This window comes from Flavobacterium okayamense, from assembly GCF_019702945.1.
In the GTDB taxonomy this organism is placed as follows: Bacteria; Bacteroidota; Bacteroidia; order Flavobacteriales; family Flavobacteriaceae; genus Flavobacterium; species Flavobacterium okayamense.
This window is the reverse complement of sequence record NZ_AP024749.1, coordinates 95,264-116,286: the sequence shown is the minus strand read 5'-3', so window position 1 is coordinate 116,286 and position 21,023 is coordinate 95,264. Positions and strand designations below refer to the sequence as shown.

General features: G+C 29.2%; 20 protein-coding genes. 18 read left to right on the top strand and 2 right to left on the bottom strand.

Annotation, left to right across the window (positions count from 1 at the left end):
- The 14 genes from KK2020170_RS00560 to KK2020170_RS00495 are packed head-to-tail and all read left to right on the top strand — an operon-like array spanning position 1 to position 14,719.
- Entirely contained in the window at positions 1-1,011 is a 1,011-nt protein-coding gene (locus tag KK2020170_RS00560) for an N-acetylneuraminate synthase family protein (RefSeq protein ID WP_221258879.1), read from the top strand.
- A complete protein-coding gene (gene neuC, locus KK2020170_RS00555; RefSeq protein ID WP_221258878.1) occupies positions 1,011-2,168 on the top strand; it encodes a UDP-N-acetylglucosamine 2-epimerase in 1,158 nt (385 codons plus the stop codon). Before KK2020170_RS00560 ends, neuC begins: the two co-directional genes overlap by 1 nt.
- Positions 2,168-2,857, top strand: a complete 690-nt coding sequence (locus KK2020170_RS00550; RefSeq protein WP_221258877.1) for an acylneuraminate cytidylyltransferase family protein — start codon at positions 2,168-2,170, stop codon at positions 2,855-2,857. Before neuC ends, KK2020170_RS00550 begins: the two co-directional genes overlap by 1 nt.
- The gene (locus KK2020170_RS00545; protein ID WP_221258876.1) at positions 2,857-3,819 is read left to right on the top strand and encodes a hypothetical protein; all 963 of its coding nucleotides are present in this window, start codon (positions 2,857-2,859) and stop codon (positions 3,817-3,819) included. Before KK2020170_RS00550 ends, KK2020170_RS00545 begins: the two co-directional genes overlap by 1 nt.
- On the top strand, positions 3,809-4,585 hold the full coding sequence (locus tag KK2020170_RS00540) for an FkbM family methyltransferase (RefSeq protein ID WP_221258875.1): 777 nt from the start codon (positions 3,809-3,811) through the stop codon (positions 4,583-4,585). Before KK2020170_RS00545 ends, KK2020170_RS00540 begins: the two co-directional genes overlap by 11 nt.
- Entirely contained in the window at positions 4,582-5,970 is a 1,389-nt protein-coding gene (locus tag KK2020170_RS00535; RefSeq protein ID WP_221258874.1) for a hypothetical protein, read from the top strand. Before KK2020170_RS00540 ends, KK2020170_RS00535 begins: the two co-directional genes overlap by 4 nt.
- Before the next feature lies 1 nt (position 5,971).
- On the top strand, positions 5,972-7,009 hold the full coding sequence (locus KK2020170_RS00530) for an exostosin domain-containing protein (protein ID WP_221258873.1): 1,038 nt from the start codon (positions 5,972-5,974) through the stop codon (positions 7,007-7,009).
- A complete protein-coding gene (locus KK2020170_RS00525) occupies positions 7,009-8,154 on the top strand; it encodes a glycosyltransferase family 4 protein (protein WP_221258872.1) in 1,146 nt (381 codons plus the stop codon). Before KK2020170_RS00530 ends, KK2020170_RS00525 begins: the two co-directional genes overlap by 1 nt.
- Positions 8,151-8,702, top strand: a complete 552-nt coding sequence (locus KK2020170_RS00520) for a serine O-acetyltransferase (protein WP_221258871.1) — start codon at positions 8,151-8,153, stop codon at positions 8,700-8,702. The genes KK2020170_RS00525 and KK2020170_RS00520 overlap by 4 nt, the downstream gene beginning before the upstream one ends.
- Position 8,703: 1 nt before the next feature.
- Positions 8,704-9,819, top strand: coding sequence for a glycosyltransferase (locus KK2020170_RS00515; protein WP_221258870.1), 1,116 nt, complete (start codon positions 8,704-8,706; stop codon positions 9,817-9,819).
- 21 nt (positions 9,820-9,840) lie between these two features.
- Positions 9,841-10,962: a glycosyltransferase gene (locus KK2020170_RS00510; protein ID WP_315861817.1), complete on the top strand. Its 1,122-nt coding sequence runs from the start codon at positions 9,841-9,843 to the stop codon at positions 10,960-10,962.
- The gene (locus tag KK2020170_RS00505) at positions 10,952-12,304 is read left to right on the top strand and encodes an O-antigen ligase family protein (protein ID WP_221258868.1); all 1,353 of its coding nucleotides are present in this window, start codon (positions 10,952-10,954) and stop codon (positions 12,302-12,304) included. The genes KK2020170_RS00510 and KK2020170_RS00505 overlap by 11 nt, the downstream gene beginning before the upstream one ends.
- Positions 12,279-13,283: a glycosyltransferase family 4 protein gene (locus KK2020170_RS00500; protein WP_221258867.1), complete on the top strand. Its 1,005-nt coding sequence runs from the start codon at positions 12,279-12,281 to the stop codon at positions 13,281-13,283. Before KK2020170_RS00505 ends, KK2020170_RS00500 begins: the two co-directional genes overlap by 26 nt.
- A gap of 50 nt (positions 13,284-13,333) precedes the next feature.
- Complete coding sequence (locus KK2020170_RS00495; protein ID WP_221258866.1) at positions 13,334-14,719, top strand: exopolysaccharide biosynthesis polyprenyl glycosylphosphotransferase; 1,386 nt, start codon at positions 13,334-13,336, stop codon at positions 14,717-14,719.
- On the opposite strand, the gene KK2020170_RS00490 is transcribed toward KK2020170_RS00495, so the two are convergent.
- Positions 14,699-15,793 carry a lipoprotein N-acyltransferase Lnb domain-containing protein gene (locus KK2020170_RS00490; protein WP_221258865.1) on the bottom strand — a complete coding sequence of 365 codons (1,095 nt, stop codon included), beginning with the start codon at positions 15,791-15,793 and terminating at the stop codon, positions 14,699-14,701. The two genes, KK2020170_RS00495 and KK2020170_RS00490, sit on opposite strands and share 21 nt — an antisense overlap.
- Positions 15,794-15,803: 10 nt before the next feature.
- Positions 15,804-16,880 carry a putative type IX sorting system protein PorV2 gene (locus KK2020170_RS00485; protein ID WP_488212475.1) on the bottom strand — a complete coding sequence of 359 codons (1,077 nt, stop codon included), beginning with the start codon at positions 16,878-16,880 and terminating at the stop codon, positions 15,804-15,806.
- A gap of 99 nt (positions 16,881-16,979) precedes the next feature.
- On the opposite strand from KK2020170_RS00485, the gene KK2020170_RS00480 reads away from it, so the two are divergent.
- From KK2020170_RS00480 to KK2020170_RS00465, 4 genes are all read left to right on the top strand, one after another.
- Positions 16,980-17,717: a CDP-alcohol phosphatidyltransferase family protein gene (locus KK2020170_RS00480; protein ID WP_221258864.1), complete on the top strand. Its 738-nt coding sequence runs from the start codon at positions 16,980-16,982 to the stop codon at positions 17,715-17,717.
- Positions 17,717-18,574: a glycoside hydrolase family 25 protein gene (locus KK2020170_RS00475; RefSeq protein WP_221258863.1), complete on the top strand. Its 858-nt coding sequence runs from the start codon at positions 17,717-17,719 to the stop codon at positions 18,572-18,574. Before KK2020170_RS00480 ends, KK2020170_RS00475 begins: the two co-directional genes overlap by 1 nt.
- Positions 18,575-18,608: 34 nt before the next feature.
- Complete coding sequence (locus tag KK2020170_RS00470) at positions 18,609-19,499, top strand: MerR family transcriptional regulator (RefSeq protein WP_221258862.1); 891 nt, start codon at positions 18,609-18,611, stop codon at positions 19,497-19,499.
- 62 nt (positions 19,500-19,561) lie between these two features.
- The gene (locus KK2020170_RS00465; protein WP_221258861.1) at positions 19,562-21,022 is read left to right on the top strand and encodes a phytoene desaturase family protein; all 1,461 of its coding nucleotides are present in this window, start codon (positions 19,562-19,564) and stop codon (positions 21,020-21,022) included.
- Position 21,023 lies beyond the last annotated feature (1 nt).

Here is a 21,023-nt window from a genome sequence, read left to right as displayed (position 1 = left end):
ATGAACCAAAAATCACTATATACCATTGCCGAAATAGGTCAAGCACACGAAGGAAGCTTAGGTATTTTATTTTCTTTTATAGAAGCTTTAGCTCAAGCTGGTGTAGATGCAGTAAAGTTTCAAATGCATATTCCCGAAGCAGAAAGTAGTGAATTTGAGCCTTTTCGTGTCAAGTTTTCTTTAGAAGATAATACTCGTTTCGATTATTGGAAACGTATGAGTTTTACTTTGGAGCAGTGGAAGTTAATCAAGCAAAAATGTGATGATTGCCAAGTAGAATTTTTATGTTCTCCATTTAGCAATTTAGCTGTAGATTGGTTAGAGGAAGTAGGCGTGTCTCAATATAAAATTGGTTCTGGTGAAGTTAATAATTGGTTAATTCTTGAAAAAATTGTTCGAACGGGAAAACCTATAATTCTCTCATCAGGAATGAGCAGTTGGGAAGAATTAGATCAAACCGTTTCATTTTTGAAAGAAAGAAATGCAAAGTTTTCAATTTTGCAGTGTACAACATCATATCCAACAAAACCAGAACAATATGGTTTAAATGTAATTCGAGAGTTAAAAGAAAGATATGATGTAAGAGTTGGTTTTTCAGATCATTCGGCTTCCATTGCTACCTGTATTGCTGCTGTAGCTGTTGGTGCCGAAATCATTGAGTTTCATGCGGTTTTTGACAGAAGACAATTTGGGCCAGATTCAAAATCATCGTTAACAATTGATGAAATTGCATCGTTAGTAAAATATTCTAATGAAATAAATATAGCTTTAAATAATCCTATTAATAAAGCTTCAAACGAAGCCTTTTCAGAATTAAAAAGTATTTTTGAAAAATCATTGGCAATCAATAAAGATTTAGAAGTGAATCACGTATTAACTTTTGAAGATTTAGAGGCTAAAAAACCAAAAGGTTATGGGATTGAAGCAAGCCAATTTTTAACTGTTTTAGGGAAAAAGATAAATAAACCCATGAAACAATGGAGTTTTTTAAATGCAGAAGATTTAGCATAATGAGTGAGAAAAGAAAAATAGCAGTAGTCATCACTGCGCGGCCTTCATATAGTAGAGTAAAAACTGCAATTCAAGCTATAAAAGAGCACCCAAAATTAGAGTTGCAACTTATTATTGCTGCTTCGGCTTTACTAGATCGTTATGGTTCTGCAGTCAACTATATTGAGAATGACGGATTTGAAATTGTAGCAAAAGTTTTTAATGTTTTAGAAGGTGAAAATTTAACTGCAGCTGCTAAAACAACTGGAATTGGAATTTTAGAATTATCTACAGTTTTCGATAATTTGAAACCAGATATTGTAGTTACTGTAGCCGATAGATTTGAGACTATGGCTACAGCTATTGCTGCATCTTATATGAATATTCCATTGGCTCATATACAAGGAGGAGAAGTTACCGGTAATATCGACGAAAAAGTACGTCATGCCATTACGAAATTAGCCGATTATCATTTTGTAGCATCTGATAGTGCTTTGGAAAGAGTAATAAAATTAGGAGAAGAAACGGAATTTGTATTTAATACGGGTTGTCCTTCAATCGATTTAGCAAAAGAAGTTGAAAAAGCTTCTTTAGATTTTAATCCGTATGAAAAATATGGTGGAGTAGGCGCACAACCCAATTTAGAAAGTGGATATTTAGTGGTAATGCAACATCCTGTTACCAATGAATATCAAAATTCACGTAAACATATTGAAGAAACATTACATGCTATCGAGGAATTAAAAATACCAACTTTATGGTTTTGGCCTAATGTAGATGCTGGTGCAGATGGAACTTCAACAGGAATTAGAGCATTTAGAGAAAAAAATAAATTGGAACATGTTCATTTTTTTAAGAATATGAAAGGTGATGATTTCTTAAAATTACTGAATAATTCTAAATGCTTAATTGGAAATTCGAGTGTTGGTATTAGAGAATGTGCTTATTTAGGTGTTCCGGTTGTTAATATCGGTTCTAGGCAAAATAAAAGAGATAGAGGGTTTAACGTTATAGATGTTAATTATAATAAAGAAGACATAAAAGAAGCAATACAAAAGCATCTTGATACGGGTAAAGCTCAAATTTCTGAAATTTATGGCGGTGGTAATGCTGGAGAAAATATTGCAAATTTATTAGTAACATTACCTTTAAAGTTTCATAAAACCATAACCTATTAATGAAAATATTAGCTGTAATTCCCGCTCGGGGAGGTTCAAAAGGTATTCCTAAAAAAAACATTAAGCTTTTAGGAAACAAACCATTGTTACAATTTACAGCCGAAAAAGCATTAGCTAGTAAATTCTTAACTCAAGTAATTTTATCTACTGATTCTGATGAGATTGCTCAAGTTGGTAAGACAATTGGTTTAGAAGTTCCATTTATTAGGCCTCAAAATCTAGCTTTAGATACAACACCAACAATAGAGGTTTTACAGCATGCTTTAAAGTTTTATGAAAATCAGGAAGTTTTTTTTGACGCTATTTGCATATTACAACCTACTACACCTTTTCGTGAAGAAGGCGTAATCGATAAAGCAATTGAAAAATTTAAAACTACTAACGTAGATACATTGATAAGTGTTTTAGAAGTGCCTCATCAATTTAATCCGCATTGGACTTTTGAAGTAGATAATCAAGAGCATTTAAAAATTGCAACAGGAGATACTCAAATCATACCTAGAAGGCAAGAGTTACCTAAAACGTATTACCGTGATGGATCAATCTATATTATCAAAACTAACTTAATTAAAGAAGGGGTTTTGTTTAAAAATTCAATTGGATATATCGAGTCTAATCCTAAAAATAACGTTAATCTTGATACAATGGAAGATTGGATCTTGGCAGAAAAAATTATATATAATCTTTGATGATTTTTTTTAAAAAAACTTTTAAGCTTTTAAAACATTTTATAAAGAACATTAAACTCTTTATAATTTATTTTCCATACCTAGATTTTAAAAAAACAAAACAAAGAGAAATTATTATCGTCTTTGATGGTAATTTTGGTCATGGTGGTTTAGTAGATCGGCTTAAGGGTATTGTTTCATTTTATGCTATTTCTAAAGAAATTAATGCCAATTTTAAAATTTATTTTAAACATCCTTTTCATTTAGAAACTTTTTTAGAACCAAATCAATACAATTGGTTAGCAACTGATTCCGATTTAAAGTGGAATCCATTTCAAACCAAATTCCTATTCTTAATGGATAATTTTTCCTTTAATTGGATAAAGACAATACAAAAATCGAATAAGCAAAAGTTTATTGTTTATGCAAATATTGATTATTTGAATACGATTTATACAGAAAAACATTCTGATGTTTTAAAGAAAAAATGGAGCGCACTTTTTCAAGAATTATTTAAAAAAAGTAATTTATTACAAAAGGAATTAGATAATCTCAATTTACCTTCAGAATATTTAGCAATACATTCTAGATTTACTAGTCTTTTAGGAGACTTTCAAGATACTACTATTCGAACCGTTTCTATTGCAAGGAAAAAAGAAATTTTAGTAGTATTAAAAGATGAAATTGAGAGGATTAAAGGAGATTTGCCTAAAATTGTCTTTTCCGATAGCATTACTTTTTTGAATTACATAAAAAGTAACTCAGATGTAATGGTTTTAGAAGGTAATCCTAGTCATATTGATGTTAAAAATTCTGAATCTGATAATGAGAACTTAAAGACATTTGTTGATTTTTTTGTTATTTCTGAAGCGAAAAGAATATATTTGTTAAGAACCAAAGAAATGTACAATAGTGCATTTTCAAAGTATGCAAGCTATATACATAATGAGGAATTTTACAATATAGGTATAAATGAAAGTTAATAAGAGACTTAAAAAAGCTATAAAAAAGATATTAATAATTTTTGGATTATGGAATTTAATTAAAGGATTGTTAAATAAAGATAAAGGCGAACCTCTTAATAAAAACTTACTGGAAGAAGGAACAAAATTTTATGCTAAGTTTATTCAGACTAATGACTTAGTTTTTGATGTTGGTGCCAATTATGGGAACAGAGTCGAAATTTTTCAAAAGCTACAAGCATCGATTGTTGCTGTAGAACCTCAAAAAAAATGTGTAGCTTACTTAAGTGAAAAATTTCCTAATATTAAAATTGAAAATATTGGGTTAGGTAGTAAAAATGAAATCAAAACTTTTTATGAAGCAGATAGTAGTGTACTGAGTACTTTTTCGAGTGATTATATTGAAAAGGTAAAAAATACAAGACATAAATCTTCAGTTTGGAGTAAAAGTGTTGAAATTGAGATTAAAACATTAGAAATGTTAATCGAAAAATACGGTGAACCAAAATTTATTAAAGTAGATGTAGAAGGTTTTGAATTAGAAGTTTTTAAAGGTTTAAAGCATAAAAGTGGAATTATTTCATTTGAATATAATATACCTGAATTACAAGAAGAAATGATTGCATGTATGAGACAACTTAAATCAGTGGGTTACCAATGGTTTAATTTTTCAAAAGGCGAAACATTGGAAATGAGCGAAAACTGGTTAACATTAGATGAATTTTTGGAAAAACTAGAAAGAAAAGAGCTAAAAATGTCTAATTTTGGCGATATTTATGCAAAATGATAAATAAAAAGAACAAAATCCTTTTTATAGTTCCCGATGGTGTTGGTATTCGCAATTATCTCTATTCTAATTTAATTGCTGAATTAAATAATAATGAAATTTTCATTTTAAGTACTTTACCCAAAGAAGCTTTTTACCAGATTGATGCTGATTTTAAATATCAAAAACTAACTTTCGAAAAAGAAAGTTTTATAACCCGATTATTTCGAGAAACAGCAACTTTTGCGCGTTTGTGTTTTAATGCTAAAACTGTAAATAATCCCAGTATTTTAAAAAATTGGAATTATTATCCAAAAGGTTTTAAATTAAAAGTACTTAATAAAATTGCTCAGATTTTTGGTAAAATAGCATCGTCTAATTATCAAAATATTCTAAGATTAGAAAAAATTGGTCAAAAAAATTGGTCAAAGAAAGTCATTGAACAATACAAAAAGCAATTAAAACAGCTAGATCCAAAATCTATATTTATTACGCATCAACGGGTGGCTTCTTTAATGCCTATTTGTTTGGCTGCAAAAGAGCTTAATATTCCAATTATTTCAACTATTTATTCTTGGGATAATTTACCAAAAGGAAGATTGGCGATTTTAGCTGATAAATATGTGGTTTGGTCTGATTATATGAAAGTTGAAATGAAACAGTTTTATCCTGAAATTACTTCGGAAAATGTTTTAGTTACAGGAACACCACAATTTGAGTTTTATACGCAAGAAGATAAAATTATTAATAGAAATGATTTCGCAAATCAATATGGTTTAGATATAAGCCGCAAGTGGATTTGTTTCAGTGGAGACGATGTAAAAACATCGCCTTATGATCCAGAATATTTACAAGATGTAGCGGAAGCAGTTTCTCACATTGAAGCAAGTATAAGGCCACAAATTATTTTCCGCAGATGTCCAGTCGATTTTTCTACAAGATATGATGAGGTGCTTAATCAGTATAAAGATATAATAGTTCCAATTGACCCTATTTGGAATGTACCAAATGCTACTCAAAATTGGGGAGTTTATTTTCCTAAAAAAGAAGATATTTTGTTACAAGTAAATTTAGCATTTCATTGTGAAGCAGTTGTAAATTTAGGTTCTACTATGGCTCATGATTTTGCCATGTTCAACAAGCCTTGTTTTTATTATAATTATGATCCAGTAACAGATAAAAATTGGTCGGTAAAAACAATTTACAATTATCAGCACTTTAGAAGTATGGAAGGTTTAGATGCTGTTGGGTGGTTACATTCAAAAGAATCAATTCAAATGGAGCTTGAAAAAGTAATAAATAACGAACAAGTTGAAGGAAAGGATAGAAAATTGTGGTTACAAAAAATTGTGCTTCACCCAGTTGATGAAGCATCAAAAAATATTGCACAACTATTAAATGACTGAAATGAATAAAATAAAATTGTTTACCGATTTTAATAAAGTTGCTGAAGCACCTCATTTTGGTTATGTTTTTCCCTTAGTAGAGTATTTATTAAAAAAAAGTTACAACTTAGAAAATTTCTATCATGTTACAGATTCAGTTGAAGATGCCGATTTCATAGCGTTACCTTTAAGTGTAGAATATTTATGGCAAACGCAACAAAAAGAGTATTATCAAAGGTTTTTAGATGTAGCAAAAAAAAATCATAAAAAGTTATTGGTTTTTACTTCTGGCGATGCTGGAAAAACAATTCATGACGAATCGGTAATTACAATTCGATTAGGTGGTTTTAAAAATAAGCTGGCAAAAAACACGTTTATTATGTCGCCTTTTTTCGAAGACCCCATTGAGAAATATAATTTGAATTTTTATACTATAGATAAAAACGAAAAACCTTCCATAGGTTTTGTAGGTCATTCGGCAGCAGGGTTTAAAAAAGTAGTAAAAGAGTTTTTAGTTTTTACAAAAGTAAACTTTCGAAGATTACTAGGTAAAGATGCAACCGATTTTCAATCCTTTTATCCGTCAAGTGTTAAACGATTCTATTTTTTAAAAAAGATAGAAAGTTTAACAACAATTCAAGCTAATTTTATTCATAGAGCAAAATACAGAGCTGGCAGCGTTTCGGAAAATGATCGTTTCAAAACTACTATAGAGTTTTTTAATAACATTCAAGAAAATCCCTTTACATTTTGCATGCGCGGTGCAGGCAATTTTTCGGTTCGTTTTTATGAAACGTTAGCACTTGGGAGAATTCCGGTTATTGTGGATACAAATTTTGATTTACCATTTTCAAAATCCATAAAATGGGATAAACATTGTATAGTAGTAAAAGAAGATTTTTCTGATTTTGAAGACAAGATAAACAAATTTTACAAGTCAATTGCAGAAGAGGATTTTATTCAACTGCAATTGGATAATAGGAAAATCTGGGAAAATTATTTTACAAAAGAAGGATATTTCGTTTCTTTACATACTCAGTTACAAAAGCAGTTTTTATAATGCACATTTGTTTTATTTCTAATGAATATCCAAAAGAAGGTTTTCCACACGGCGGCGTTGGTACTTTCTTAAAAACTATTGCTCCAAAATTAGTCGAAGCAGGTCATAAAGTTAGTGTTGTAGGTATTAATTATACCAATTTAAATGAATCTTCGATAGAGAATGGAGTAACTATTTTTCGGTTAAAAAAAAACAATAAAAAAGGGTTAACTTGGTTTTTAAACGCAAAAGCTGTTAATGCTAAAATTAAAGAGATAAATTTAGAAAACCCTATTGATGTTGTAGAGTCCGCTGAATTAGGATTAGCATTTATAAAAAAAATAAAAACAATTAAATATGTAATTCGATTGCATGGTGGTCATCACTTTTTTGCCGAATCTGAAAATAGAGGAATTAACAAATGGAAAGGTTTTCAAGAAAAACGTTCCTTCAAAAAAGCAGATGCATTTATTGCAGTTTCAAACTATGTTAAAGATCATACAGCAAAATATTTAAGTTTAAATAAATTAACTCAAATTATATTTTATCCTGTAAATAATACACATTTCACTCCTTTAAAAAATGTTTCTTATGAAAAGAATAGTATTGTTTTTGCAGGTACCGTTTGCGAGAAAAAAGGAGTACGGCAATTAATTCAAGCTTTTCCTTTCGTGAAAGAAAAATATCCCGAAGCGATATTAAATATTTATGGTAGAGATTGGTTTTTTCCTGACGGGAGTTCGTATATAGAAATGTTAAAAAATATTGAATTACCTAAAATTCAGCCTTTTGACCATGATGTGATTTTTAAAGGAACGGTTTCTTATGATGAAATTCCTGAAGTATATGCTAAAGCAGAGGTTTGTGTATTTCCTTCCCATATGGAAACTTTGGGATTAGTGGCGCCAGAAGCTATGTTGTGTGAAAAACCAGTCGTATTTACTGCTCTAGGCCCAGGACCTGAAGTTATTATAGATGGTTATAATGGTTATTTAGCCAATCCTTATGAGCCCAAAAATATTGCAGAACAAATTTTAAAAGTTTTTGATAATCAAGGAAAAGCAAAATCAATTGCGGAAAAAGGGCGACAATCAGTATTAGAAAAGTTTAACCCAGAAATTATTGTCCAACAAAATATCGATTTTTATACCGAAATAGTAAAATGAATTTTATAAAATTACTTCAATCCGATTATAATAAGTATAAAAAATATGGGGGTAATTTTTTTACCATAGTATTTTTTACACAAGGATTTTGGGCTATTACTCAATATCGATTAGCACATAGTGTTTATAAAATGGGTTTTCCTATTGTAAAGCAATTGCTTCAATTAATAATGTTATTATGGCAAAAGGTTATTGAAATTACAACTGGGATTAGTATTCCCGCTTCGGTAACTATTGGACATTCTTTTTATATTGGACATTTTGGAGGAATCATTTTAAATGCTAAAGCAAATATTGGGAACAATTGTAATATTTCTCAAGGTGTAACTATTGGTGTTTCAGGTCAAGGTGAAAAAAGAGGCGTTCCTGTTATTGGAAATGATGTTTATATAGGAGCCAATGCTGTATTGGCAGGCAAAATTTTGATTCAAAATAATGCAGTAATTGGTGCTTGCTCATTAGTTACTACAGACGTTGAAGAGAATGCTGTTATGGTGGGTGTTCCAGCAGTTAAAGTTTCAGAAAAAGGTTCAAAAGGATATTTATAATATGAAGTTAGTTGTAGTTTCATCTGCGCCAATAGTTGTACTAAATGGGAAAAAGTACATGTACGGTCCATATCAAAAAGAAATGAAGATATGGGCAAAATATACAGATGAAATACAATTTTGTTGCCCTATTTGGAGAGAAGATAAAGGTCTTTTAATTGATGAAATTTCTTTTCCCATTTCAAATACAATTGAATTAAAAGAGTTTAATATTAAATCAATTACTAATATTCCTTTAGCGATTTATTATTCTATAATCAATTTTTTTATTATTCTTAAAACAGTTCATTCCGCAGATCATTTACATTTAAGATGTCCAGGGAATATGGCATTATTAGCGTGTATCGCTCAAATATTTTATCCTAAAAAAACTAAAACAGCAAAATACGCTGGAAATTGGGATCCCAAAAGTTCACAACCTTGGAGTTATCGTATTCAAAAATGGATTTTAAGTAATACTTTTTTGACTAAAAATATGCAGGTTTTAGTTTATGGAGAATGGCCGAATCAAACCAAGAATATTAAACCTTTTTTTACGGCAACCTATTCTGAGAGTGATAATAAAGAAGTAGAGTCCAGAGATTTATCTAAAAGAATTCGATTTTTATTTGTTGGGATGTTATCTGAAGGAAAACAACCTTTATATGTCACCCAAATTATAAAACAATTAATTTTAAAAGGTTTTGATGTGCAATTAGATTATTTTGGAGATGGAAAAATGCGAGAAGAAGTCGAAAGATTTTGTTCAGAGAATGATTTGAAAGGAAAAGTTTTTTTACAAGGTAATCAGCCTAAAGATAAAGTTGAAGTAGCTTATCAAGAAAGTCATTTTTTGTTATTGCCTTCTAAAAGTGAAGGTTGGCCAAAAGTGGTAGCTGAAGCTATGTTTTGGGGTTGCGTTCCAGTTGTTACTTCTGTTTCATGTGTTCCTTATATGCTTGATTATGGAAAAAGAGGAATTTTACTTACAAATGATATAGAAAAAGATGTTAATAGCATTGTTTCAATAATGAATGATTCTGTAATGTTTACAAAAATGTCTAATGAAGCACAATCTTGGTCAAGAAAATTTACTACGGATCAATTCGAAACTGAAATTTCTAAATTATTAAAGTGACATAAGCCGTTTTGATTTTATATATTTACCCTTAAATTATCTGGCATAGAAACAAATTACCAAAATACAAGAATTGTACAACTAATCGATAGTTTAGAACCTGGTGGTGCTGAGAGAATGGCAGTAAACTATGCTAATGGTTTGTCAAATAAAATAGCATTTTCGGGTTTAATTGCGACAAGAAAAGAAGGTGTTTTAAAAGAACAAATAGAAAAAGTAGTACAGTATAGTTTTTTGAATAAAAAAAATAATTACGATGTTCGAGCTTTTTTCAAATTAAGAACATTTTGTATTAAACATAAGGTACAATTTATTCACGCGCACAGTTCTTCTTTTTTTTGGGCAGTATTGGTAAAATTAACTTATCCTAAAGTAAAAGTTGTTTGGCACGATCATTATGGGAATAGTGAGTTTTTGAATGAAAGAAGTAGTGGGGTCCTTTCAATTTTTTCATATTTTTTCTCAAATATTTTTGCTGTGAACGAACAATTAACAAAATGGAGTGTGAATAAATTAAATTGTGATAAAGTTTCTTATTTGCCAAATTTTGTAATAGAAGAAGATATTTTGTCTAATGCATCAACAGAGCTTTTGGGTAAAGAAGATAAAAGAATAGTTTTATTAGCAAATTTAAGGCCTCAAAAAAATCATTTTTTTTTATTAAAAATTGCTGAGAATATTGTGCAGAAATATCCTGATTGGACATTTCATTTAATTGGAAAAGATTTTCAAGATGAATATTCAAGTCAATTGAAACAAAAAATTAATGAACTTAATTTACATACAAATTTATTTTTATACGGTACAAAAGAAGATATTTCAAATATTTTGAAACAGTCAACAATAGGTATTTTAACTTCTAAATCAGAGGGTTTGCCTGTTGCTTTGTTAGAATATGGAATTCATGGTTTACCTGTAATATCAACAACTGTAGGTGAAATACCCAAGATTATTAAAAATAACGATAATGGGATTCTAGTTGAAGTAGATGATATTAGCAAATTTGTATCATCTTTATCTACATTAATTGAAGACAATAATCTAAGAGTTACATTGGGAGGAAATCTAAAAGTTACAATTGAAAATCATTATACCGATAATGCGGTTTTTAAAAAATATTTCAGTTTAATAAATGGAAACTAATTCTGGAAATAAATATTTAAAATTAATTTTTTTACACATTATTTTAGGTGTAATATGCTTTTTATTGCCAGTACTTACAAAGTTATATTCTTTAATAGTTTTTGGTGGCGGACTTTGGTATGTAATAAAAAATAAAAATAGAAATTTAGAAGTATTACAAGTTGCCGCTTACATCACTGGAATTGAAGTTTTTTTTAGAATGACAAACGGTATGCATATTACAGAATATGCAAAATATTCTATTATTATTTTCATGATATTGGGGATGTTTTATGATGGAATAAAAAAGAGCTCCTATATTTATGTGCTATTCTTGTTATTGTTATTGCCGGGTATTTTTGTGGGTATTAATAATCTTAGGTTTGATACAAATATAAGAAAGGCAATAGCTTTTAATATTTCTGGTCCTGTATGTTTAGGAATAAGTGCAATTTACTGTTTTGGGAAAGATATAAAATTCGAAGTATTGAAGAAAGTTTTATTATATATGACTTTACCTATAGCTACTGTTACAACTTATATTTTTCTTTTCACGCCAAGTGTTAAAGATGTTGTTACAAATACACAATCTAATTTTGAAGCTTCTGGAGGTTATGGCCCAAATCAAGTTTCAACAGTTTTGGGCTTAGGGATGTTTTTATTCTTTTTTCAAATTTTATTAAATTCTAAAAGTAGATCGATTAGACTTTTTAATGCAATTTTACTTGGAATTGTCTCTTTTAGAGCAATTGTTACGTTTTCTAGAGGAGGTGTAATGACAGGTTTAGCAATGATAGTTTTTTTGTTGATATTCACATTTTTGCTTTTAAATTTTAAAGCTAAAGCAAGATTAATTTATTATGCAATTATTGGGATAATTTTCAGTTTGGGAATTTGGACTTACAGTTCATTAGAAACTCAAGGAATGATTGATAAACGATATGCAAATCAAAGCGCAAGAGGAATTGAGAAGGAAAGTCAACTTTCTGGTAGAGAAACTTTAATGAGCACAGAAATGCAAATGTTTTTAGATAATCCTTTTTTTGGAGTAGGAGTTGGTAAAAACAAAGAATATAGAGAAGAGTTAACAGGAATTGAAGCAGCGTCTCATAATGAAATTACTCGAATGGTCGCTGAACATGGTTTGTTTGGCGTTTTAGCTTTTATAATTTTATTGTTTACGCCTATATTAAGGTTTTTGGCCAATCGTAGAAATATTTTTATAATTTCATTTTTAGCATTTTGGGGGCTTACAATTAATCATGCTGCTATGAGGCTTGCTGCTCCAGCCTTTATTTATGCATTGTCATTGCTAAATGTAATATTTGTTGAAGAGAATGAAAGTATTGTACATAGGGAATAAGTTAAGTCAATATGGTATAAATAAAACTACTGTTGAAACACTAGGTGAAGATTTGAATTTAGTTGGGTATAATGTTGTCTCAGTTTCTAACAAGAAAAATTTTCTTTTGAGACTTTTGCATATGGCTTGGACAACTTTAACTTGCTCTAAAGTTGATTTCATGTTAGTTGATACTTACAGTACTAATGCCTTTTGGTTTGCATTTATTTGCAGCCAAATAGCTAGAATTAGAAAAATAAAATATATACCAATTCTACATGGTGGAAACTTACCTCAAAGATTATATAAAAATCCTTTTTTGACCCAATTAATTTTTAAAAACTCCTACAAAAATGTAGCACCTTCAAATTATCTAAAACATGAATTTGAAAGTGTAGGGTATTCAAATGTTACATTTATTCCAAATTCAATTGAAATTAAAAAGTATAACTTTATTCAAAGAAAAGATATAGCTCCTAAATTACTTTGGGTAAGAGCTTTTGCCACAATTTATAATCCTTTTATGGCAATTGAAGTTTTTAAGAAAATAAAAGGTATTTATCCAGAAGCTACGCTTACAATGGTTGGACCTGATAAAGACGGAAGTTTGTATGCTTGTAAACAGAAAAGTTTAGAATTAGGTTTAGCGATTAATTTTATGGGGAGATTGTCTAAAGACGAATGGAGAGAGTTATCCGAAACTAAAGATATATTTATAAATACAACACATTTTGATAATACGCCTGTAAGTGTAATGGAAGCTATGGCACTTGGACTGCCAGTCGTTTCTACAAATGTTGGTGGAATTCCTTTTCTAGTTGAAGATGAAGTAAATGGATTGTTAGTTGAAGATGGAGATATTAATGCAATGGTTAATAAAATTGATTTACTTCTTAAAAATCCGAATTTAACTTCAAAATTATCAAAAAACGGAAGAGAATTAGCTGAGTCTTGGGATTGGAATACTGTAAAAGTTTTTTGGCAAAAACTATTACAATAATTCATTTTTTATTAAAAATTATTAATTACTTTGCGTATTAAATCTTTAATATGCCTCCTAAAAACCAAAAAATTCACTTTGAAATATCTGAACGCAAAATTCTTTTGCGAATTCTAGATATTGTTTTTGTTTTAGGGATTCTACATTGGGTAAGCATTTATTTTAATTTTGATTATTTTAAAATTACTGAAACAAGCTTTTATTGGACAATTGTTTTGGCATTATATATCAATAGTTTTGGAACTATTTTTGAAATGTATAATTTACATGTAGCGAGTAACCGTTATTATATAATACGAAGTGTAATTTTGACAAGTGCAATTACAACTTTGTTTTATTTGCTTACACCATTTTATACACCAATTTTACCAAATAATCGTTTGCAAATAGTATATTTCTTCTTCTCTATACTTTTTGCTTTAGCACTTTGGCGAAATATTTATATTAGTTTTTTAGCATCTAATAGATTTATAAAACAAGTTATTTTAGTAGGTAGTAGTAAAAAAATTGATGAATATGCAAAAGAGTTGACCTTAGGTAATCCGCATTACAGAGTTAAGGCTTATGTTCCAACAGATGAAAAGAAAAATAAAGCAAATATTCTTCAGGTAAATACGAGTGATTTTTTTAATTATGTTTTAGGAAATAATATTTCGGAAGTTGTAGTAACAAACGATTCTAATAAAGCAATTTCGGTTGAAATGTATGAAGCATTACTAAATATCTTAGAAAGCGGAGTAGTGATTAGAGAATATGCAGACGTTTATGAAGGAGCAACTTATCGATTACCGATAAACTTTGATGATAAAGAATTGTATAAATTCTTTCCTTTTAGTAGAAGTAATCAAAATAAGCTTTATTTATTCTATTCTCGTTTATTTGATATTGTTTTTGCATTATTAGGTTTACTGGGTCTTTTAGTTATAATACCTTTTATTTGGTCTTTTAATCTAATATGGAATCGTGGACCTTTATTTTACAAACAAGAAAGAGTTGGTAAAAATGGTGAAAGTTTTAATATTGTAAAACTTAGAACAATGATTGTTAATGCAGAAAAAGAAGGTGCTGTATTCGCTAAAACAAACGATACTCGAATTACTCCATTTGGGAAATTACTTCGCAAATCTCGATTAGACGAAGTTCCACAATTTATAAATGTTTTAAAAGGTGAAATGTCAGTTATTGGACCAAGGCCAGAACGGCCTATATTTGTTGAACAAATTGCTGAAAACATTCCTTTGTATAAAACGCGACATGTAATAAAACCTGGACTTACAGGTTGGGCTCAAGTTAACTATCCTTACGGCGAAAATCTTGATGATAGTTTAATGAAACTTCGTTATGATTTATACTACATGAAACATCGATCACTTTTCTTAGATGTTAATATTTTTATGAAAACCCTAAGCACTGTTTTATTTTTTAGAGGGCAATAAAATTCTACTCAATAAAATGAAATTAGCCACTAGAAAAGGGGCAATAATTCCTAAGTGAATTTTATTAAGCATCATAGCAATATAGATCAAGTGAAAGACTAAAATGATTCTTGCTGTTATTTTAATTCTATTAGCTTGTTTTTTAAGTAAAAAGAAAAATAAAACTAAATATAAAGGATTAAACAATAACGCATTGTAGTTCCATAATACTTCTTCGTGAAAAGAATAAAAGCCTACTAAACAAAAGAATAATCCTGTAGCTCCTAAGAGAATAAAATAGGTGTTTGTTAGCCAATTTTTCTTTGCTAATAGGATTAAACCTAAAGCAATAATTAAGGTATAAATACTGTCAAATATCGATGAGGTATAATTGCTCTTCGGTGCTTCATAAAGTATTGCTTTAGGTTTTGCTAAAGTTTCATTTTGTTCTAATGAAGCTATTAAATCAAAAGGTAAGAAAAGTCGTTCTGCAGGTTGATCTACCTTTGTACCAAACATTATATTGATACCTAAATTTAAAAAGAAATGATTCTTTTGATAAGGATATAAAATCTCTCTGTATGATTTTGTAATCGGTTTTATACTCTCAATAGTATTACTCTTGATGGTAGAGTTTACTTTATCAATAACCATTGTAGTGCAATTGCGATCGATAAACTTATAAGTATAAAATTTTTCTTCAGAATAAAGCGAATTATAAACTTTGTTAAATAACTCTTGTTTTTGAGCTTGTGTAAGGTTTAATTTTTGTTCGAATATTGAACGTTTTTCATATTGATATGAATATTCAAAATCGTTGTAAGAATATGCGGAGACAAAATATTGTAAATCACCTTTTACGAATTTTAAAATAAAATTTGGCGTGCTAAAATCAAACGTTCCATAATTGAAAACAATATCTAAATTTTGAGAAGTATCTTTAACTCGCAAAGCAGTATGACCATAAAGCGAATAAGATTCGTTACCCAATCCACAATTTAAAATACTGATTTCAGCTTGTTCCGAAAGATTCGTCTGTGAAAAGATAAACGTTGAAATCCAAAAAAAAAGTAATGTGAAGAATTTCTGAAGCATTTTTAATAAATTAATGTCTAAAAATACTAAAATCTACTTTAAGTGAAAAAATGTTAGAATATAAAGCAGCGCTTTGATTTCCTAAATCGGTTAAAGCATAATCTACTTGAATTCCTTTGTATCTAAAACCAACACCAAAGTTGGGTTGAAAACTCAGCTTATCACTCCCATCAATTTGTGTAATTTGTTGAAAATTACCAACACCTCCACGAAGGAAAATTAAATCCAAATAACCAGCTTCAAAACCTACAGCTGGATCTATGCTTACAAAACCAGTAGATATAATATCATTTGTTTCTGTAAATTGCATGTTTAGATTTGCAGCAGCAGTAATACTGTAATCGTATCTAATTATATATTTTTTAGAAACGCCTAATTGAGCTTTTGGAAGTGTAATTTCGGATGTTTCTGGTAATTCTTGATTTTCTCCAGGAATAGCGTCTTGAATATCTTGATATTTTTCTTCGTTTATTGTCCAAGTATTATACGTTGTAGTAATATCTCGCAACATTAAACCGAATTTCCAATCCTCTTCATCGCTAATGTATTGAAGTCCAATATCAAAACCAAAACCCCATGAACTCGCAAAATCACCAATAACTCTATGAATAACTTTTGCATTTACACCATAATTCAAACCGTCTATAGGTAAACTTCTGGCATAAGAAACGGTTAATCCATAATCAGCAGTAGAAAATAAAGAAATTCTGTTATAATCAATATTTCCTTGGTTATCTATAAGTTGAGTAGTATCTAAAATATCGTCAACACCAAAACGAATTAACGAAATTCCAACAGCACTTCTATCGTCAATTGGCATAGCAAAAGCCGCATAATCATATTGCGCAATATTGGCAAAATAATTAGCATGCATTAATCCAATTTGATTGTCTTCAAGGTTTAATAAACCAGCAGGATTCCAATAACCAGAGTTAACATCTCCAGTTTGGGCAGTAACGGTGTTACTCATTCCCAAAGCTGCAGCATCAACACCAATACTCATAAACTCATTAGAATATTTTCTAACAGCCTGAGCAGTTGTTTCTATGCACGAAATAATTAGTAAAAAGTAGAGTAACTTTTTCAAAAACAATTTTTTTACAAATATCAAATAAAAATCTTAATTAGTAAACTCTAAAAGTGCTAACTTATTGTATTATCTTTGTTCAAAGTTTAAACAAGAACTATGTCAGTTAAAAAATATATTCCAAACGCATTAACTTTACTTAATCTTTTTTCAGGCTTATTAGCTCTAGTGAGTGTATTTAATGGTTATTTCGATCATGCTTTTTATTTTGTATGTTTAGGTATTTTCTTTGATTTTTGGGACGGATTTGCTGCACGTAAATTAAATGTTTCAAGCGAACTAGGTTTACAATTAGATTCATTAGCTGATATGGTAACGAGTGGTGTTGTTCCGGGTTTAATGATTTTTAAGCTGTTTGAATATATTCAAATGAATGATATAGATTATATGTTAACAGATGAAACCTATTACATGGGATTTGTGCCTTATTTAGGTTTTTTAATCACAATTGCATCTTGTTACCGTTTGGCAAAATTTAATATTGACGATAGACAAACCGAAAATTTTATTGGGTTGCCAACACCTGCAAATACGTTGTTTATTATGAGTATTCCAATGATTCAATATGCAGATCAATATGAATGGTTAACAAACTTACTTTACAATCCTTACGTTTTATTAGGAATTACTGTACTTAGTGCTTATTTGTTAAACGCTGAAATAAAATTATTTTCTTTAAAAATGAAAGAAATTAATTGGGCAAAAAGTAAAGTGCAACTTAGCTTTTTAGTTTATTCTGTTGTTTTATTATTGTTTTTTGGAGTTTTAGCAATTCCATTAATCATTTTTTCATACATTCTAATATCTATCTTTTTAAATTTTGCAGAATCTAAATAATGGCAAAAACCATTAAGCGAAAAACATATTCAACTTCAAAAAATAAACCTAAAACAAATCGAGAGTGGAAGGTTGTTGGATATTTATTTCTGTTTTTTGTTCTACTAGGAATTGGAATATTCGCTTATGAATACGGAGATGGAGTTTTATACTACTTAGGATTTAAAACTAAAAATTACGATTCACTTTCAAAAGAAGATAGAGAGATAGTAGATATTCATATTTACGAAGTTTTAGATTCACATAAAGATTTCATGGTTGGGTTTGATGTTTCTGAATATCAAAAAAAAATTGATTGGGAAAATCTTGGAAAAATCGAAGATACTTTTTCGTTAGATTTTGTATTTATACGGGCAACTGCTGGGAAAGACAAAAAAGATAAACGTTTTAAAGAAAATTGGAAAAACGCAAAGAAAAAAGGTATTATTAGAGGTGCTTACCACTATTACCGTCCCAACGAAAATTCCATTCAACAAGCTAACAATTTTATTGCAACTGTTAAAATTGAACAAGGCGATTTGCCCCCAGTTTTAGATATTGAAAAATTGCCTAGAACCCAATCGTTAGATAGTTTAAAAATTGGGTTACGCCGTTGGTTAGATAGGGTGGAACAACACTATAAAATGAAGCCTATTATTTATTCGGGAGAAAGTTATTATACTGATTTTTTAAAAAAAGAATTTTCAGATTACCCTTTTTGGATAGCAAATTATAATTTTTGGAAAAAACATCCCGATAAACATTGGTTAATTTGGCAATTTACCGAGAAAGCTCAAATTGAAGGCATTAATGGTTTGGTCGATGTAAATCTTTTTAATGGAGATTTTGTACGATTAGTTGAAACAACAAAAAAATAATTTTTATATTTGTTTAATCAAAACAGTGTTTACGATGAACAATATAAAATCTGTATTCAGTGTAAAAGATTTAGAAAATCTTTCAGGAATTAAAGCACACACTATTAGAATTTGGGAAAAACGCTACGATTTGTTTTCTCCAAATCGGGACGAAAATAATATTCGTTCCTATAATTCTAATGATTTAAAACGAATATTAAATATTGCTTTCCTAAATAATTTTGGTTATAAAATTTCCAAAATTTCTAAACTTTCAGAGCAAGAAATAGTTTCTTTAACTCAAAAAATTTATTCAGAAAAGACGAATGCATCTTACGCAGTTTCTAATATGAAACTTGCAATGTTTAATTTTGATGCAAGTTTGTTTCAAAAAACTTATGATGAAATAGCTCAAACAAAAAGTTTTGAAGAAATTTTTTATGAAGTATTTATACCTTTATTAGACGAAATAGGTTTTTTATGGCAAACTGAAACCTTAAAACCTATTCATGAGCATTTTATTAGTTCTCTGATTCGCCAAAAATTATTTTCTGAAATTGAACAACAGCAAAAAAATACTTTTGACGATAGTGAAGTGTTTGTTTTGTTTTTACCAATGCATGAGATACATGAGTTAGGAATTATGTTTGTGAATTATTTGTTATTAAAAAGAAACAAACATGTTATCTATCTTGGAGGTAGCGTTCCAATGGAAGATTTAATAGAAGTGAAAAAGTACTATTCTAAAGTAACTTTTGTTAGTTATTTTACCGTTCAACCTGAATCTGAAAAATTAGTTGATTATTTAAATCAATTCAAGTCAGAAATTTTAACTCGAGAAAGTGATAGATTCTGTATTTTAGGAAAACAAGTTTTTGATTTTAAGTCTACTATAAAGGATGTTTATACCTACAATGGTATTCAAAATTTATTATTAGAGCTATAATTTTTTTTGCTATACTTTATTTTGTTCAATAAAAATACTATATTTGTTAAACAAAAAATTTTATGAAAAAGAAAATTGCCATTATTGGTTCTGGTTTTTCCTCTTTATCGGCAGCATGCTATTTAGCAAAAAGCGGTTTAGATGTTACTGTTTTTGAGAAAAATGCTTCGATTGGAGGAAGAGCTAGGCGATTTTCTAAAGACGGTTTTAATTTTGATATGGGGCCCACATGGTATTGGATGCCTGATGTCTTTGAAAAATTTTTCAATGATTTTGATAAAAAACCTTCTGATTATTATGAGCTAGATAAGTTAGCTCCAGCTTATAAAGTGTATTTTGGTGAAAATGAAGAAATCACTATTTCTGATAATTTAGATGATATTGCTTCTACTTTCGAAAGTATTGAAGCGGGTAGTGGGAAAAAGCTTAAAAAATTCATTCAAGAGGCAAAAGACAATTATGCAATTGCGGTTGAGAAAATGGTGTATAAGCCTGGAGATTCAATTTTAGAATTAATTAGCTTAGAAACAGCTTTACGTGTTCATCAATTTTTTTCAACGATTAAAAGAGATGTTAGAAAAGTATTTAAAGACGAACGTTTAATACAAATTCTAGAATTTCCAGTTTTATTTTTAGGTGCTAAACCTTCTAATACGCCATCTTTTTATAACTTTATGAATTATGCCGATTTTGGATTAGGTACTTGGCATCCAAAAAAGGGAATGTATGCAGTGGTTGAAGCTATGGTAACTTTAGCACAAAGTCTTGGAGTAGAATTTCAAACAAATGCTAATGTTTCAAAAATCATAGTTGATAATGGTAATGCAAAAGGAATAGTAGTTAATAGTGAAGAAATATTTTTTGATGCTGTTTTAAGTGGTGCTGATTATCATCATTCAGAAACATTATTAGAAGAAAGATATAGAATGTATTCAGAGGAATATTGGGATAAGAAAATATTTGCTCCGTCTTCATTGCTTTTTTATGTTGGGTTTGATAAAAAAATTGAGAACATTGAACATCATACCTTGTTTTTTGATACTTCATTTGAAGTTCATGCCAAAACAATTTATGATACAAAAGAATGGCCTAAAGAGCCTTTGTTTTATGCAAGTTTTCCATCAAAAACAGATGCTTTTTTTGCTCCAGAAGGTAAAGAAGCCGGAGTTTTTTTAATTCCAATTGCACCCGGATTAGAAGATACAGATGAATTGAGAGCTAAATATTTTGATAAGATTATTAAACGTTTAGAAGTATTAATAAATCAAAATGTTTCTGATTCTATATTATTTAAAGAAAGCTATTGTGTGCGAAATTTTATTGAAGATTATAATTCATACAAAGGTAATGCTTATGGTTTGGCGAATGTTTTAAGTCAAACGGCATTTTTAAGACCCAAAATAAAGAGTAGAAAAGTTCGAAATTTATTTTTTACTGGCCAGCTAACAGTTCCTGGTCCAGGTGTTCCTCCATCAATTATTTCAGGTAAAATTGTAAGTGAAAAAATTCTAAAATCCATCTGAT